Raw genomic sequence first — 14,194 nt, forward strand, 5'->3', positions numbered from 1 at the left:
GACCACTCCGATACTTCGCTTCAAAATGAGGGAACTAACACAAATGAACGGCGCCGATCTTCTGTGCGAAACCTTGCTGTCAAATGGAATTGACGTCTGTTTTGCCAATCCGGGAACGTCCGAGATGCACTTCGTGGCAGCGTTGGACAGGCAGCCGAAAATCCGGTGCGTACTTGGCCTTTTCGAAGGTGTGGTGACCGGAGCCGCGGACGGGTACGCCCGTATGGCGGATAGGCCGGCGGCTACTCTGCTGCATCTGGGACCGGGGTTGGCGAATGGTCTTGCCAATCTGCACAATGCCCGTCGTGCTTTCACGCCGATAGTCAATGTCGTTGGAGATCATGCGACACAGCACCTTGCCTATGACGCCCCATTGACTTCCGATATAGAGTCACTGGCGCGTCCGATGTCGGGCTGGGTTGGAAGAGCTCAATCGGCAGATGATGTGGGGCGGCAGTCGGCACGTGCGATTACGGAAGCCAACAGGGCGCCCGGCGCCATCTCCACTCTTATCCTTCCCGCTGATGCCGCGTGGGGAGAGGTGCACAGCAACGTGCCCGGGAAAGCATCGAGAATTCCGGCTGACCAACCGGACTCTGACAAGATAAGAGAGGCCGCGCAGGCTTTGCGCGCAGGAAAGAATACGACCATTCTCGTTTCGGGAATAGCGCTAAGGGCGGAAAATCTCGAAACGCTGGGCCGGATCGCCTCGATGAGCGGCGCACGGCTGATGGCACAGCAATCGAATAGCAGGATACAGCGCGGTGCAGGACGTGTCGCCCTTGATCGAGTGCCTTTTGCCATCGATAAAGCGATTGAAATTTTCGCCGAGACGCAGCAGATTATCCTGATAGGTGCAAAGGCACCCGTCGGCTTCTTTGCTTATCCTGGCAAGCCGAGCAGTATGCTGCCCGTTGGCTGCATGGTTCTCGATATGGCATCGAACCATCAGGATTTGAAGGCCGCAATCGCCATGCTTGCCGACGAACTCGGGATCAACGCAACGACCGGCGCCATTGTTGCAAAGCGTGAAAAGCCCTCCATGCCAGATGGGACACTGACGCCTGAAGCGATTTCGCTCGCGCTGGCCCACCATATGCCGGAAAATTCGATTATATGCGATGAATCCGTTTCGTCAGGCCGGGATTTTTTCCGACATACATACAGTGCGGAACCTCATGATTTTCTACAGCTCACGGGAGGCTCAATCGGGATAGGGTTACCTCTGGCTGTGGGCGCGTCCATTGCCTGCCCGGATCGTAAAGTGATCACTCTACAGGCGGATGGCAGCGGTATGTATACGGTACAGGCTCTCTGGAGCCAGGCACGGGAGAGGCTTGATGTTCTGACCATTGTCTATGCGAACCAGCGCTATAACATTCTGCATGGTGAGCTTAAGCAGGTGGGGGCAGGGGTTGCAGGTTTCAACGCAAGCCGAATGCTTGATCTGGTCGATCCAACGCTTGATTGGGTCGGCCTTGCCAACGGCATGGGCGTCGAGGCTGTTCGCGTGGATACCGTGGCGGGATTTGAGAATGCACTAAAGGCTGCCTGCCAGCAAAAAGGGCCTTTCCTGATCGAAGCCATTATCTGAATCTTTAAGAGCGCCCGATTCCACAGAAGTGGTCGGGCGCTTTATCTCTTTGTTTTTACGCGCTGTCCGACGTAAAAATGCTTCGCACTTTTGCTGCAAATGCTTCAGACGCAGAATATCTTCTCAGCAACATAGACGATCTCACTGGTGAGCGGCACAGCATTTGCGCCTTATATGACATCCTGCACATGACGAAAGATAAGTTACGAGGCTGGGGCTTGTTCGAAATGGGCGAAAAGAGCGCTTGCGGAAAACACACCATTGCTTGTCACCACACCAGATACGAGGTGAGGCGGGGTTACGTCGAAAGCCGGATACCAGCCTTTTGCTAGCGGTGAAGCTGTCCGTTGGCCGAGGCAATGGAGGCTCTCCTCCGGGTTTCTGTCTTCCATGGGCACGTCGGCGTCCGTCGGTGTATTGCGGTCAGGGCTCTGCACCATGGCAAAGTAGGGAAGGCCAAAATGTTGTGCCGCGATTGCAAGTTGCAACGTACCAACCTTGTTGACGACGTGGCCGGACATGGTAACCCTGTCGGCTGCCGTCATCAGCCGTGCGACGTTGCCGCGCGCCATTGCCCAGGCGCCCATATTGTCGGTAATGACGGTTACCTCGAAATCCATTTCCGCAAGGCTGTGAGCGGTAAGCCGCGCCCCTTGCAGATAGGGACGGGTTTCGGAGCAAATGAAGCTGACCCGTTTACCTGCGCGCCTGACGGCCGCAGCTGTTTCGATAATAGTTGCTTCTGCCCAGCAGTGGGTGAGCACGCTGTCACCATCGGCGATCACACTTGCGCCATGGATCCCGAGACGTCTGGCTGTCGCACGACGTTCATTCCAAACACGCTCGATGGCGGCCTCGAACTGACCAAGAAAATCATCGGCACCGGCGAAGGTTTCTGTATCGGCCAACAACACCCTGACGACATTGGCGATATGATCATTGGTCGCTCTGGTCGCGATCAGGCGCGCACCGGCGCGTCGCATCAGATCAAGCCGGTTCTGCTCACCGGAAAGGAGTTGTGCTTCGCGCGCGGCCAGAACCATGCCTGCACTGGCGGCATAGAAAGGCCCCCCGCTCTGTGTCACCATCTGTTCGATGGCGATCGCCACGTCTTCCACCGTGCGGCAGACCACGAAGGATTTTTCGAACGGGAAGACTCGCCTGTCGAGGATGCGCACGCAGTCGGGCTCCAGGATCACGTTCTCGCGCATTATGGTGGGCAAAGTGATGGAATGCATATTTCCTCCAGGACGCTGAGGCCTCGGTGATGATTGACAATCATCTTATTCAATCTGGCTCAACCTGTCCGTCCAGTAATGGAATTAACATAATGAAATACATAATTTCAATATTAAAATTTAAACTAGGGTACTGCATCGGCAGCGCGTCGCCAATCCTGGGCTTCCGCGTATCTGGCGCGCAAGTAATCCATAAGTTCGGTGAAAGCTTCCTCGGTCGTGCGCTGGTTTCGGCTATAGACCCCCAGCAAGATGCGTCTGTGAAAGCCAGCAATCAGCATGCGATCACGGAACTTGAATACCACCATATTGGCAGGTGGAATCAGCACTTCGAGCAAGCCCTGAAGAAAGAAGCTATAGACACCATTGCCCGTTGCCTGAGCCAATGCTTGATGAAAGCGCACATCGGCGGCGCAGAAATCGACGTCGCTGATGGTGGCATCTTCCTGCAATACCAGTTCCCTTTCAAGCGCGGCAAGGTCGTCGTCCGTGCGGCGCTGGATTGCGTATTTCAAGCACAGAAGCCCCGTATCATGGCGAAATTCGGCAATATCGATCAGCGAAAACGAACCGAGGCTCGAAAGAAGCATCATGATGCCGACCATGTTCTCGCGGGTCTGATCAAAGCTTGGTCGGTTGACGAATATACCTCCCCCTGGTCCGCGCTTGGAGCGGATCAGATGTTGGGCAGCAAGTCGCTTCAGGGCTTCGCGAATTGTAGGGACCGATACACCGTAATGTTCAGCCAGATCGCCCTCTGTCGACAGGCGTTCATCGATCTTCAGTTCGCCATTAAGGATGCTGTCGCGGATATCATCCGCGATTTGCCGCGTGATCTGCCGCGGTGCCTGGGGGGCTTCCGTTTCCGGAAGAGGTTTGATGTCGGTCATGGTTCCTTTTCCCGGATGTGTCATGCCAGCATAATGCGATATCTGGCAGTTGCAGACAACATATGTTGACGGCCAAATCGCAAATTGTAATATGATAATTAAATGGGGGACGAGAATAATCAGAGATTGCTGCTCATGAAGCGAGCTTCCGGGAGTGGTCGAGATTTCCTGATGATGAACAACCTCATGGCCTGCCCGTGAAGTGTATCCCGAAAAGCGTGAAGCGGTTTTCGGGACAAGATAGCCACAATAGCAAAGAGATTGAGCATTTCTGATGATCCAATTAAACCGGAAATGCTCCAGGACGAAATATGAGGCGTTTGCGGGCGACCGCAGCTCCAATCGAGAGTTTTTTCCGAGAGTGAGGCGGCATGACTGATAAGACGATCACGACAACTGCGGTCGCATTCAATGAACACACGCTTAAGGCTTATCTTGGTTCGACGCCTCGGCTGAATGCGGTGTTCGATGAAGCGGTTGAAGATCTGCTTATCGATGAGATCGGCGATGGCAATCTGAATTTCGTTTTTTTCGTGCGTGGCAAGAAGGCAGCGTTGGCGCTCAAACAGGCGCTTCCCTATTCGCGCATGTCCGGTGGTTCGCGTTCATTGACATGCGAGCGACTGGCTTTTGAAACTAAAGCGCTGAGGATATTTGCGCAGCTCGCACCCGATCATGTTCCGGTGGTCCATCACTATGATGCCGAAAAATCGTTGATGGCACAGGAGTTTCTCTCGCCGCATATCATCATGCGCAAGGGCATGGTCGATGGTGTGGTTTACCCTCATTTTGCCGATCATATTTCAACTTATCTGGCCCGTTGTCTGTACGGGACGTCGGATTTTGCGCTGGCTGCGACGCGGAAGCGTGAACTGGTGGCTGATTTTGCACGCAATATCGAACTGTGTGAAATCACCGAACGACTGATCTTTACGGAGCCCTTTGTGCGCTCCACGAATAACAGATGGACGAGTCCGGCCTTGGATGCGCATGTCGAACGCATTCAGTCTGACACAGTATTGAAACTCCGCGTGGCGGAATTGAAGCAAAAATTTCTGACGCGAACCGATGCGCTGCTTCACGCAGACCTGCATTCCGGGTCGATCATGCTGACGGAGAGGGATACAAAGGTCATCGATCCGGAATTTGCGGTGTTTGGCCCAATGGGGTTCGATATTGGCATTTTGATCGGCAACCTGCTGCTTAACTATTTCGCCCAACCTGTTTATGAGCTATCTGGAGGCGATCGCGGGGGCTATCGTCAGTATATTCTGACTATGGTCCAGGATGTCTGGTCTGGCTTTGCTTCGAAGTTCTCCCTGCTCTGCCAGGAGCCATCCGATGCAGGCATCTTCTCCACTTCTGCTTATGACCCGTCGATTGAGGGTATGAGTCAGGCACGTGATGCCTTCGTTCGCTCCTATCTCGACGAAGTCCTGCGCGACACCATCGGTTATGCTGCGGTTGAGATGATCCGGCGCACCATCGGTCCAGCTCATACGCTCGACTATGAACTTATCACGGATCATGCACTTCGGGCGAAAAGTGAAGCTGCTGTTCTTGCTTGCGCCACAGGTATGTTGGCACGACCGTTTTCGATCCGCACGATAAGTGACGTGTGCTGCTTCGGTCAGGAGTGTGAGGCGCTATAGCTGGAATGGCCTAACTGTCATTTACCAGGGACTGAAACACACGGCGAACCGTAGCTTCCAGTTCTGTTGCACGATGGCCGACATGCTCGATCAGGGAAAGAATTCGTGATTCCGGTGGCTGGCCGAATGGCAGGCACTTCAGGTGCTCTGCGAGTGGAGGGGACAAGAGACGCTGCGGAATGACCGAAACTCCAAAGCCCTGAGAGACCAGTTGCTCTATCGTATCGAGGGAGTCGATTTCCATGCCGTCGGTGGGGTAAATGGCTTGTATCTGCAAGTCTGCTGCGATCTTCTGCCCCAGCCATGCACGTTTATTAAATGCGATGAAAGGTAACGCTGTTACGAGTTCTACGGCTGAAGTTACGTGTTTCAACGATTGCGGGCCAACGATGAAAAGCGGTTCCCGCGCGATCTCGGTAACATTCAGCTCCGGCATTTCCGTGCTAGGGGAGGTGATCAGTGCGAAATCTATTTCGCGCCGCAGCACGGCTGTAGCCAATTCGCCGGACAGGCCGGATTTGATATTGATCTGAAGATCGGGAAAGACGTCCCGCAACCGGCTGATTACGCGGGGCAGAATACGTGTCAGGGTTGTCGGAACAAAACCGATCGTGATCGACTTCGCGATATCCATACCCTTTGCAATTCTACGGATACGCTCTTCCAATTCCAGAATCTCTTGCGCAATTTCGGCAATAGCAAATCCCTCGACCGTCAAGGTTGGCGGCCGCGTGGTGCGATTGAAAAGATTGATCCCAAGCTCCTGCTCCAGCCGAAGCATTTGAATGCTTACGGCTGAAGGGCTGAGCCCGATCTGATCTCCGGTTGAAGCAAAACTTTGTTGCTTCAGGAACGTCACAACGGTTCTGAGTTGGCGGATATTCATGCAGTGAGGCCCTCTGGAGAAGATTTATCGTGAATATTTGTCATGATAAAATGCACTTCTTTAAACTGGCAACACTTCTTTTCAGTATCTAGAATGCAAGCATGATGAGTTCAGCCCACACAGATCCAGTTTCCACCGGCCCTCTCCACGGCGTCAGAGTACTTGACCTGTCCCGCATTCTTGCAGGACCGACATGTACGCAATTGCTCGGCGATATGGGGGCGGACATCCTCAAGATCGAGCGACCAGAAGAAGGGGACGACACACGAAGCTGGGGCCCCCCGTTTGTCACAGGTCCGGATGGCGCTTCGACACGGGAAAGTGCTTATTATCTGTGTGCCAATCGTAACAAAAGATCGCTTGCCCTCGATATTGCCAACCCCGATGATGTGAAGAAGCTTCGAAAGCTTGTCAGAGAATGCGACATTGTGGTGGAAAATTTCAAAGTCGGAGGCCTGCGTAAATACGGGCTGGACTATGAGAGTCTGATTAAGGACAAGCCGGATCTCATTTATTGTTCGATCACCGGTTTTGGTCAGACTGGTCCGAATGCGGCTAAACCCGGTTATGATTTGCTGGCTCAGGCTTATGGTGGGATCATGAGCCTGACTGGTGAACCTTCTGGGGAGCCGATGAAAGTCGGCGTCGGTGTTGCGGATGTTGTCTGCGGTCTTTATGCCGCCACCGCTATCCTGGCTGCATTGCGCCATCGTGACCAGACCGGCGTCGGCCAGCACATCGATATTGCGCTCGTCGATTCACAGATCTCCTGGCTTGTGAATGCGGGTACCTACTATCTGTTGTCCGGCAAGGCACCGGCAAGATATGGCAACCAACATCCGAATATCGTTCCATATCAGGTTTTTGAAGTTGCCGATGGGCATGTCGTGGTTGCAGCGGGCAATGACCGCCAGTACCGGAGCTTTTGCGATATCATTGAGCGGCCAGATCTGGCAACCGATGCCCGTTTCAAAACCAATGCAGCTCGTATCGAAAACCGTGAGGTGCTGATTGAGCTTCTTGAGAGAGAGCTGAAATCCATTTCCAGACAAAGGCTGGTCGATGGCATGGAGGGCGCCGGTGTTCCCGGCGGTCCCATCAATACGCTTTCAGATGTCTTCGTTTCGGATCAGGTGGAAAGCCGGGGGATGAAGATTTCAGTTCCCTATCCGACGTCACATTCCGGCCATGTGAGCCTGATCGGCAATCCCATAAAGTTCAGCCATACGCCGGTTACTTATCGCCGGGCGCCGCCGACCTGCGGGGAACACACGAACGAAATTCTTGAGCAATTCGGCCTGATGGATTCAGAGCCGCAGCCGACTATGGAATGAGGAGAACAACATGACTGCCGCAACCCCGATTACAAGCGATTTGATGGCCGCAGCCCGCGACCTTGCGGAAAATGAGTTTCGGCCATTGGCGGCAGAAATAGACCGAACCGAAGCCTATCCATGGCAGAATGTGGAAAAGCTTGCAAAAGCCGGCTTTATGGGAATGACCCTTCCCAAGGAATTTGGCGGCCGTGGATTGAGCTATGCCGATGCGGTCGTGGTGATTGAGGAAATGTCACGTTGCTGTGGGACAATGGGGCGGATCACCGTCGAAGCCAATATGGGAGCTATTGGCGCGATCATGCGCTATGGCTCCGACAAGCAGAAACATCTTGCCAGTGAACTTATTTTGGCAGGCGACAAGCCAGCGATTTGCATAACAGAACCGGCCGCAGGCAGTGCCGCCACTGAAATGACCACGACTGCGATCAAAACAGGCGATAAATATATCATCAATGGCAAGAAGCATTGGATCACTGGCGGAGGTGTGTCACGGTTGCATCTCGTCTTTGCCCGTCTGGTCGAAGGAGGTCAATCAAAGGGCATTGCCGGATTTATTGCCGTCAGGGACAAGACGCCAGGTCTGGTGATCGGCAAGCGAGAGCCAGCCATGGGGCTTCGCGGAATACCTGAAACAGAAATTCTGTTTGAAGATATGGAAATCGGCGAGGATATGATCGTCATTCCGCCGGAGGGGGTCAAGCGGGGCTTTGCAGGACTGATGCGCGCCTATAATTCTCAACGTGTCGGCGCAGGCACAGTTGCATTGGGCATTGCTCAGGGCGCTTATGAGCACGCTGTCACCTATGCACAACAGCGAGAGCAATTCGGGCGCCCCATTGCTGAATTCCAGGGGCTGCAATGGATGATCGCGGACATGTCGATTTCAATAGCTGCTGCCCGCGGGCTGCTCCGGTCCGCAGCAGGGACTCTGGTCGATGGATTCCCGGAGATCTGCGCCGCAGCGCAGGCCAAAATTCTCGCTGCCGAAGCAGCGCAGTCCGTAACCAGTGCCGCACTCCAGATTCATGGTGCCATGGGTTATTCTCGCAACCTGCCACTGGAGCGCATGGTGCGTGATGCTCGCATGTTCAGCATAGCCGGTGGCACCGCACAGATTCTGCGCACACAGGTAGCCGGTGTGGTTATGGGAATGAAGACACCGCAAACGCGGGATGGGTATCTGCAAAAGGAGGCGCTGCCGGCCCGGCAGGATGCTCTTCTCAATGTTGCAAGTGCCATGTGAGGATCGCACCGTGAGACAATTTGAAAATTCAGACGGCCTCGCCTTTACGGCGACATCAAGCGACAGTGCTACCGCATTCAGCAATTTTACTTCTGCCTATATGGGCTTTCGCCGCGACACAGGCGGCCTAATCAAGGCGCTGACAGAAAGTGACCCCGATATGCCTATGGCGCGATGTGCCAAAGGCTATCTTGCCAAGTTGATCGGCAGCACAAATCATTCGGCAAGAGCGAAGGTCATTTCCAGCGAGATGGGTGAGATACTCAATCAAACTGGCGCAAACGATCGCGAGCGCGCCCATGCCGCCGCACTGGCGCATTGGTGTGCTGGCGATCTTGAAAAGGCGACAGGGGTATGGGAAGGGATTTTGCTCGATCATCCTCTGGATGGTCTTGCTTTGCGTCTAGCACATTTTACGCATTTCTATTCCGGTGATCCACGCAGGATGCGCGATTCTATGGCGCGTATCCTGCCGCTCTGGTCTCGCGACCATCGGGATTATGGCTTCCTGCTTGGAATGTATGCCTTTGGTCTTGAGGAAAACGGCGAATATTTCTCTGCGGAGAAATACGGTCGGATGGCAGTTGAGCGAAACCCAGCGGATGCATGGTCCGTGCATTCGGTAGCCCACGTTCTGGAGATGACTGAAAGAACGGAAGAAGGCATTGAGTGGGTGATGGGTCTCGAAGACAGCTGGTCTTCCGTCAACAACTTCCGTTTCCACCTCTATTGGCATCGGTGTCTCTATCATCTGGAACGAGGTGAATTCCAGATGGTATTGCGGTTGTATGATGAGCAGATTGTATCGGATATCGAGTCGGATTTTTATCTCGACATTTGCAATGCATCGTCGTTGTTGTGGCGACTGGAAATGTTCGGCATTGATATAGGCAAACGTTGGGAATCGCTTCTGGATGTCGCGCGTCGCCATGTCAACGATACAGACTTGATTTTCGTATCGCTTCACTATCTCATGGCGCTTATTGCTGGCGGCGATCGCGAAGCGGCCGACCGCATGATCTCAAACATAACGGAATGGTCGACACTGGACGGTACGCAGGCCCAAATCTGCGCGGAGTCCGGGCTAGCGCTTGCAAAAAGCCTGCAACTGGTTCGGGCTAGCCGCTTTGCTGAGGCTGTGGCGACCATGGAACCAGTTCGTTACAAGCTGGACCGGATTGGGGGTAGTCGGGCGCAACGAGATGTGTTCCATATGATCCTGCTCGATGCAGCCAAATCCAGCAGCGACACACTGCGTGCAAGGGCACTCTTCGCAGAGCGCCTCGGCCATAAGGCGCATTCGAGCTGGTCGTGGACTGGTTATGGAGAAGTTCTCAGCACGCTTGGTCAGAACGAACAGGCGCAGCTGGCACATGCAAGAGCCGCATCGATAATTGTGAAATCATGATAAGGCACCCGATAACCGCGGACTGGAACTGAACTTGACGATCAAGCCCCGCTAGCGTTCGCAACCGAACAAACCTTATGTATTTACAGTGCCGGGTCAGCCCAATATGGTTCGGTAGATGGATTCCATAGGGCCCGACTGGAAGACTGTAGGCAGTGCCAGCCGTTGAATGCTCTTGATAACTTCAATGATGGGGGGCGGCGCGAAGGTTCAGTTGCAAAGAAATCTGCTTTGGATGAAGGTTGGCTTATTTCTGGACGCACTTATACTGCGATTGCCTTCCAGATCGCTGTGACAGGCCAACAACTGCTCGAGAATAGGGCTGCTCCTGCATGGCGTCGTCTGGCCAACGGTCGAAGCGGTTCTTTATCAGCGACTTGTCATCATTGAGGACACGGGCGAACTCCATTGCTCTTCTCCCAACAGAGCACAGCGGTGTGCCGTCGATCACGTCAATTTAACGAAACGCCCGAAACTGTTCAGACAAACCGAGATGGGGTATTCCGCTTGAGCCCCACCTTTAACGATTGCGGATTGTAGAAGGGTGCTGCGCTTCTGTTGATGGTAAAACGAGGTCATGTTTTGCAATAGCCTCAAGCATCGGAAAGGAAGCGCAGCATGAAACATTATACTGGACTTGACGTATCGGTAAAAGAGACCGCCGTTTGCATTATCGATGAAGCCGGTAAGATTTGCCGTGAGGTAAAAGTATCGTCACATCCTGATGACCTGATTGTAGTTCTGAAAGATCCTAGGTGGCATATTGAACGTGTCGGACTTGAAGCGGGCCCCTTATCGCAATGGCTGTTTGAGACTCTGGCAAAAGCAGGCGTGCCAACGATTTGCATCGAGATTCGTCACACCAAGGCGTTTCTGAAGGCACAGCCGAACAAAACTGATCGTAACGATGCTCGCGGCATTGCCCAGATGATGCGCGTAAATCTGTACAAGCCTGTACATGTGAAGACATTGACGAGCCAGAAGCGTCGCGCCTTGCTCACGGCACGTCAATTGCTTCAACAAAAAGCCATTGCCATAGAGAATGACATTCGAGGCCTACTGCGGAATTTTGGTTTAAAGGTTGGCCTGGCCGGTAAGATCACGTTTGAAGAACGGGTCTGCGAACTGGTCACTGGCTTTCCAGAGCTTGCGGAAATCATGGACGTTCTGCTGTCAGCCCGGACCAAACTACGCGATGAACTTAAAAAGCTGCAGAAGAAAGTGCTTGATTTGACCTCCCGGGATGAAATCTGCCGACTGTTGATGACTGTTCCCGGCGTTGGCCCTGTTGTCTCTTTTGCCTTTGTGAGCACGATTGATATTCCGCAACGATTTAAAAACTCTAAGGCAGTTGGGCCAATCCTCGGATTAACGCCAAAGCTGAATGAATCGGGTGAGAGTAAACGAATTGGTCGGATCTCCTGCTGTGGTGATGCAATGATGCGTTCCTTATTATACGAAGCGGCTCAGACCCTCCTGACGCTTGTCAAGAAATGGTCGTGGTTAAAGGCTTGGGCAATGAAGATTGCCAAACGAGCAGGAAAGCAAAAGGCAATTGTCGCACTTGCCAGGCGACTGGCTGTCATAATGCACCGCATGTGGAGCGACGGAACCGAGTTTTGCTGGACTAGGAATGGCTTACCCGCTGCTGCGTGAACAGTAGCTGTATAAAGATCCACATCGCCGTGGAGAGATGTCCTTTGCAGGACGATGAATGAGGTAAGTTCGTAGAGGTGGCAGTGCTGGTCGTATATGGCGATCAGGACGATACCGAGATTGGATACCTCATTCGTCTAACCCCATAGTGGAAGGGCCAACGCGCCGATTCCGGAGAGAGGCAAGAACCTGCGAAAGACTTTGAAATGCGGAGATTGTGAAATATCGAAGCGCTTGACTTTAGCTCGCCGAATAGAGAAGCCACCTCTGAGGATCGCGATCCGATACGAAGGAAGACGGCGACGTTTGTAAGGGCGGTTTAGGAATAAAGAAAGCGGGGCTTCGGTTCCGCTTTCTTTAATTAATGCGCCCTAGCTCTCTCCCCGCATGTGTTGTGCCGCCCCACTTATCCGAGTAGGACGGCAACGCTACACCTAATTCCGTTTCGTTTTGATCAAGTCATTGGTGGGGGTAGGAAACCGACCAGCAACAACCTCAGTTGTTGCAACCTTTGCCTTGGACTTGTCTTGCTTTGGTTTTCTAATTTCTCGGTTACTTCTTTTCTGACCTCTGGACATCCTGAAAACTTCCTGCTTTTGAGTAATCTATCATTTCTTGTGGTCGGTCTAATCATTCAATGGTTCAAACCACGGCTGGAGACCCGTCCATATTCTCAGTTGCATGACGCTGAGGAAGTTTTGGCAGAGCTCTGGATAGTGAGCGACCAGATTGGAATTCTTGAATCAGTAACTTTGCTTTGGCCAGATGGGCGGCCCGGTTTTCCGCGTTATCGTAAAGCCGATAGCCTGCGCGCCTCAATATTTCACGCATCATGCGGAAGTCAGTCGGGCCAAAATATGGTTTGATAATCTTGGAAGACATTTTGTCCTCCTTTTTTGGGGCTAGAGTCTGCACTCGTAACCGACAGCGCCCGTTCCAAATGCTATCGAGGTAGTCACCATGCGCTTTATGTTTGAGCAAAGCAACTGAGGCCGCATTGTGACCGCAGATAGGCGCCGCCTTATTGTTTATTGTTTGCAGCAATGGCTACGCCATGTCGGCTACGGTGATCCGATAAGAGGTTTGCCGCGCATGGAAGTACACTTCGCGCGCAACGTCGTAGATAATTTTCCGAGACGCGTCGAAGGCAGCGAGAAGTGACGATTCCGTCGCGGCGATGGAGCCGTTTTTCTCCAGTGCGGTTTTATCGATTAGGAATGGAACGGATGTCATTCCATCGTAACCGGTAAAGCGCACACCCATCTCAACTTCATCAAAGCTTCTTGCGGGATTTGGAAACAAAAGGGACATTATGTTTCTCTTTTTCCCGACCCGCCGTCACCATCCCATCGATCGGTGGCCTTTGCCATTGCTCGATGCTTTTTGATGAATTGTTTCAGGGCAATCTGTAGGCGACCTTCGTCGCGTGTTCCCTCTTGAAACCGGCGCGCGAGATAACGTGCAGCATCAGTGCGCAAATCTTGCGTGTCCTCTGTTTGCCGGGCTTCTCTAAGAAGGCGGGAAATCATAGTAATGTTTCTGGAATTCAAGGCGGTGGAAGACATGGCGTCCTCCTTTGTTGCGGGCTAGGCTTTTAAAGCCTGAACAACAGCGCCCGTTTCAATTGCTGTTATGACATTCACCATGCGCCTAATGTCCGACTTAAGCAACTAAGGCTGCATTAAGGTATCTACGATGCCCAGTCATTAATAGGCATCTAATGCAATCCGCCGCCACAATCGAAATGGACTTGCTTCGAAAAAGTGGAGAGGCGTTTTTCATTTATGCGGTCATTCGCTCGAACTGAGCCGGGCTCAGATAATCGAGTGAAGAATGACGGCGGATGGGATTGTAGAAGCCGTCGATATATCGGGCAATAGCTATTTCTGCATCGTGCCTTGTCTGGAATACCGTCCTCCAGATCAGCTCTGATTTCAACGTCTTGAAGAATGTTTCAACCATGGCGTTATCGTAGCAATTTCCCTTTCCAGACATGGAAATCGCGATGCCGTTCGCCTTTAGCTTCGCCTGGTAGTCATGGGAACAATATTGACTTCCGCGGTCCGAATGATGGATCAGGCCTTTCGGCGGACGCCGCATCGTTAAGGCCTTTTCGAGAGCCTGAAGAGCCAACCGGCGATGCAGGCGATCACTGGCCGCCCAGCCGACGACACGACGTGCAAAGAGATCAATGACGACAGCGAGATACAGCCATCCTTCTTTCGTCCAAGTGGAGTAAGAAGCGCAGATGCGCTTCTCCTCCCCGAACCGTACGTGCACCTTTCAGCGC

General features: G+C 53.0%; 13 protein-coding genes and 1 pseudogene. 7 read left to right on the forward strand and 7 right to left on the reverse strand.

Annotated features, from left to right (window positions below):
• The first annotated feature begins 43 nt into the window (after positions 1 to 43).
• Positions 44 to 1,594: an acetolactate synthase large subunit gene (locus CQZ93_RS17930; protein ID WP_105543957.1), complete on the forward strand. Its 1,551-nt coding sequence runs from the start codon at positions 44 to 46 to the stop codon at positions 1,592 to 1,594.
• Between the two features lie 203 nt (positions 1,595 to 1,797).
• Here the strand turns inward: CQZ93_RS17930 and CQZ93_RS17935 are convergent, their stop codons facing one another.
• Together CQZ93_RS17935 and CQZ93_RS17940 are read right to left on the reverse strand one after the other, a co-directional pair.
• Positions 1,798 to 2,832 (reverse strand): translation initiation factor eIF-2B alpha/beta/delta subunit family protein, encoded by a 1,035-nt coding sequence (locus CQZ93_RS17935; RefSeq protein WP_105543958.1) that lies wholly within the window; start codon positions 2,830 to 2,832, stop codon positions 1,798 to 1,800.
• A gap of 125 nt (positions 2,833 to 2,957) precedes the next feature.
• Positions 2,958 to 3,722 (reverse strand): FadR/GntR family transcriptional regulator, encoded by a 765-nt coding sequence (locus CQZ93_RS17940; protein ID WP_181153424.1) that lies wholly within the window; start codon positions 3,720 to 3,722, stop codon positions 2,958 to 2,960.
• Positions 3,723 to 4,093: 371 nt separating this feature from the next.
• On the opposite strand from CQZ93_RS17940, the gene mtnK reads away from it, so the two are divergent.
• Positions 4,094 to 5,374 (forward strand): S-methyl-5-thioribose kinase, encoded by a 1,281-nt coding sequence (gene mtnK, locus CQZ93_RS17945; protein ID WP_105543960.1) that lies wholly within the window; start codon positions 4,094 to 4,096, stop codon positions 5,372 to 5,374.
• Between the two features lie 10 nt (positions 5,375 to 5,384).
• Here mtnK and CQZ93_RS17950 read toward each other — a convergent pair whose 3' ends face one another.
• On the reverse strand, positions 5,385 to 6,260 hold the full coding sequence (locus CQZ93_RS17950; protein ID WP_105543961.1) for a LysR substrate-binding domain-containing protein: 876 nt from the start codon (positions 6,258 to 6,260) through the stop codon (positions 5,385 to 5,387).
• 101 nt (positions 6,261 to 6,361) lie between these two features.
• Between CQZ93_RS17950 and CQZ93_RS17955 the strand changes: the two genes are divergently transcribed.
• The 5 genes from CQZ93_RS17955 (at position 6,362) to CQZ93_RS17970 (ending at position 11,904) form a co-directional block, all read left to right on the forward strand.
• Complete coding sequence (locus CQZ93_RS17955) at positions 6,362 to 7,594, forward strand: CaiB/BaiF CoA transferase family protein (RefSeq protein ID WP_286154085.1); 1,233 nt, start codon at positions 6,362 to 6,364, stop codon at positions 7,592 to 7,594.
• Between the two features lie 10 nt (positions 7,595 to 7,604).
• Positions 7,605 to 8,840 carry a 3-sulfinopropanoyl-CoA desulfinase gene (acdA, locus tag CQZ93_RS17960; RefSeq protein ID WP_105543963.1) on the forward strand — a complete coding sequence of 412 codons (1,236 nt, stop codon included), beginning with the start codon at positions 7,605 to 7,607 and terminating at the stop codon, positions 8,838 to 8,840.
• Positions 8,841 to 8,850: 10 nt separating this feature from the next.
• Complete coding sequence (locus tag CQZ93_RS17965; RefSeq protein WP_105543964.1) at positions 8,851 to 10,248, forward strand: tetratricopeptide repeat protein; 1,398 nt, start codon at positions 8,851 to 8,853, stop codon at positions 10,246 to 10,248.
• Positions 10,249 to 10,413: 165 nt separating this feature from the next.
• On the forward strand, positions 10,414 to 10,638 hold the full coding sequence (locus CQZ93_RS26410) for a hypothetical protein (protein ID WP_146114469.1): 225 nt from the start codon (positions 10,414 to 10,416) through the stop codon (positions 10,636 to 10,638).
• Positions 10,639 to 10,866: 228 nt separating this feature from the next.
• Positions 10,867 to 11,904 carry an IS110 family RNA-guided transposase gene (locus tag CQZ93_RS17970; protein ID WP_105543965.1) on the forward strand — a complete coding sequence of 346 codons (1,038 nt, stop codon included), beginning with the start codon at positions 10,867 to 10,869 and terminating at the stop codon, positions 11,902 to 11,904.
• 642 nt (positions 11,905 to 12,546) lie between these two features.
• Here the strand turns inward: CQZ93_RS17970 and CQZ93_RS17975 are convergent.
• The 4 genes and pseudogenes from CQZ93_RS17975 to CQZ93_RS17990 form a co-directional block, all read right to left on the reverse strand.
• Positions 12,547 to 12,786: a hypothetical protein gene (locus tag CQZ93_RS17975; protein WP_105543966.1), complete on the reverse strand. Its 240-nt coding sequence runs from the start codon at positions 12,784 to 12,786 to the stop codon at positions 12,547 to 12,549.
• Between the two features lie 165 nt (positions 12,787 to 12,951).
• Entirely contained in the window at positions 12,952 to 13,215 is a 264-nt protein-coding gene (locus CQZ93_RS17980; protein WP_105543967.1) for a DUF1488 family protein, read from the reverse strand.
• Positions 13,215 to 13,469 carry a hypothetical protein gene (locus CQZ93_RS17985; protein WP_105543968.1) on the reverse strand — a complete coding sequence of 85 codons (255 nt, stop codon included), beginning with the start codon at positions 13,467 to 13,469 and terminating at the stop codon, positions 13,215 to 13,217. Before CQZ93_RS17985 ends, CQZ93_RS17980 begins: the two co-directional genes overlap by 1 nt.
• A gap of 217 nt (positions 13,470 to 13,686) precedes the next feature.
• Positions 13,687 to 14,133, reverse strand: a pseudogene (locus CQZ93_RS17990) (IS3 family transposase); the annotation flags it as partial.
• Between the last annotated feature and the right edge of the window lie 61 nt (positions 14,134 to 14,194).

Origin of the sequence: Ochrobactrum vermis (assembly GCF_002975205.1) — a bacterium.
Lineage (GTDB): Bacteria > Pseudomonadota > Alphaproteobacteria > Rhizobiales > Rhizobiaceae > Brucella > Brucella vermis.

Bases quoted from the DNA above. Each gene is read 5' to 3' on its own strand.
- CQZ93_RS17930 (WP_105543957.1), top strand. From the start codon at position 44: ATGAACGGCGCCGATCTTCTGTGCGAAACCTTGCTGTCAAATGGAATT.
- CQZ93_RS17935 (WP_105543958.1), bottom strand. From the start codon at position 2,832: ATGCATTCCATCACTTTGCCCACCATAATGCGCGAGAACGTGATCCTG.
- CQZ93_RS17940 (WP_181153424.1), bottom strand. From the start codon at position 3,722: ATGACCGACATCAAACCTCTTCCGGAAACGGAAGCCCCCCAGGCACCG.
- mtnK (WP_105543960.1), top strand. From the start codon at position 4,094: ATGACTGATAAGACGATCACGACAACTGCGGTCGCATTCAATGAACAC.
- CQZ93_RS17950 (WP_105543961.1), bottom strand. From the start codon at position 6,260: ATGAATATCCGCCAACTCAGAACCGTTGTGACGTTCCTGAAGCAACAA.
- CQZ93_RS17955 (WP_286154085.1), top strand. From the start codon at position 6,362: ATGATGAGTTCAGCCCACACAGATCCAGTTTCCACCGGCCCTCTCCAC.
- acdA (WP_105543963.1), top strand. From the start codon at position 7,605: ATGACTGCCGCAACCCCGATTACAAGCGATTTGATGGCCGCAGCCCGC.
- CQZ93_RS17970 (WP_105543965.1), top strand. From the start codon at position 10,867: ATGAAACATTATACTGGACTTGACGTATCGGTAAAAGAGACCGCCGTT.
- CQZ93_RS17975 (WP_105543966.1), bottom strand. From the start codon at position 12,786: ATGTCTTCCAAGATTATCAAACCATATTTTGGCCCGACTGACTTCCGC.
- CQZ93_RS17980 (WP_105543967.1), bottom strand. From the start codon at position 13,215: ATGTCCCTTTTGTTTCCAAATCCCGCAAGAAGCTTTGATGAAGTTGAG.
- CQZ93_RS17985 (WP_105543968.1), bottom strand. From the start codon at position 13,469: ATGTCTTCCACCGCCTTGAATTCCAGAAACATTACTATGATTTCCCGC.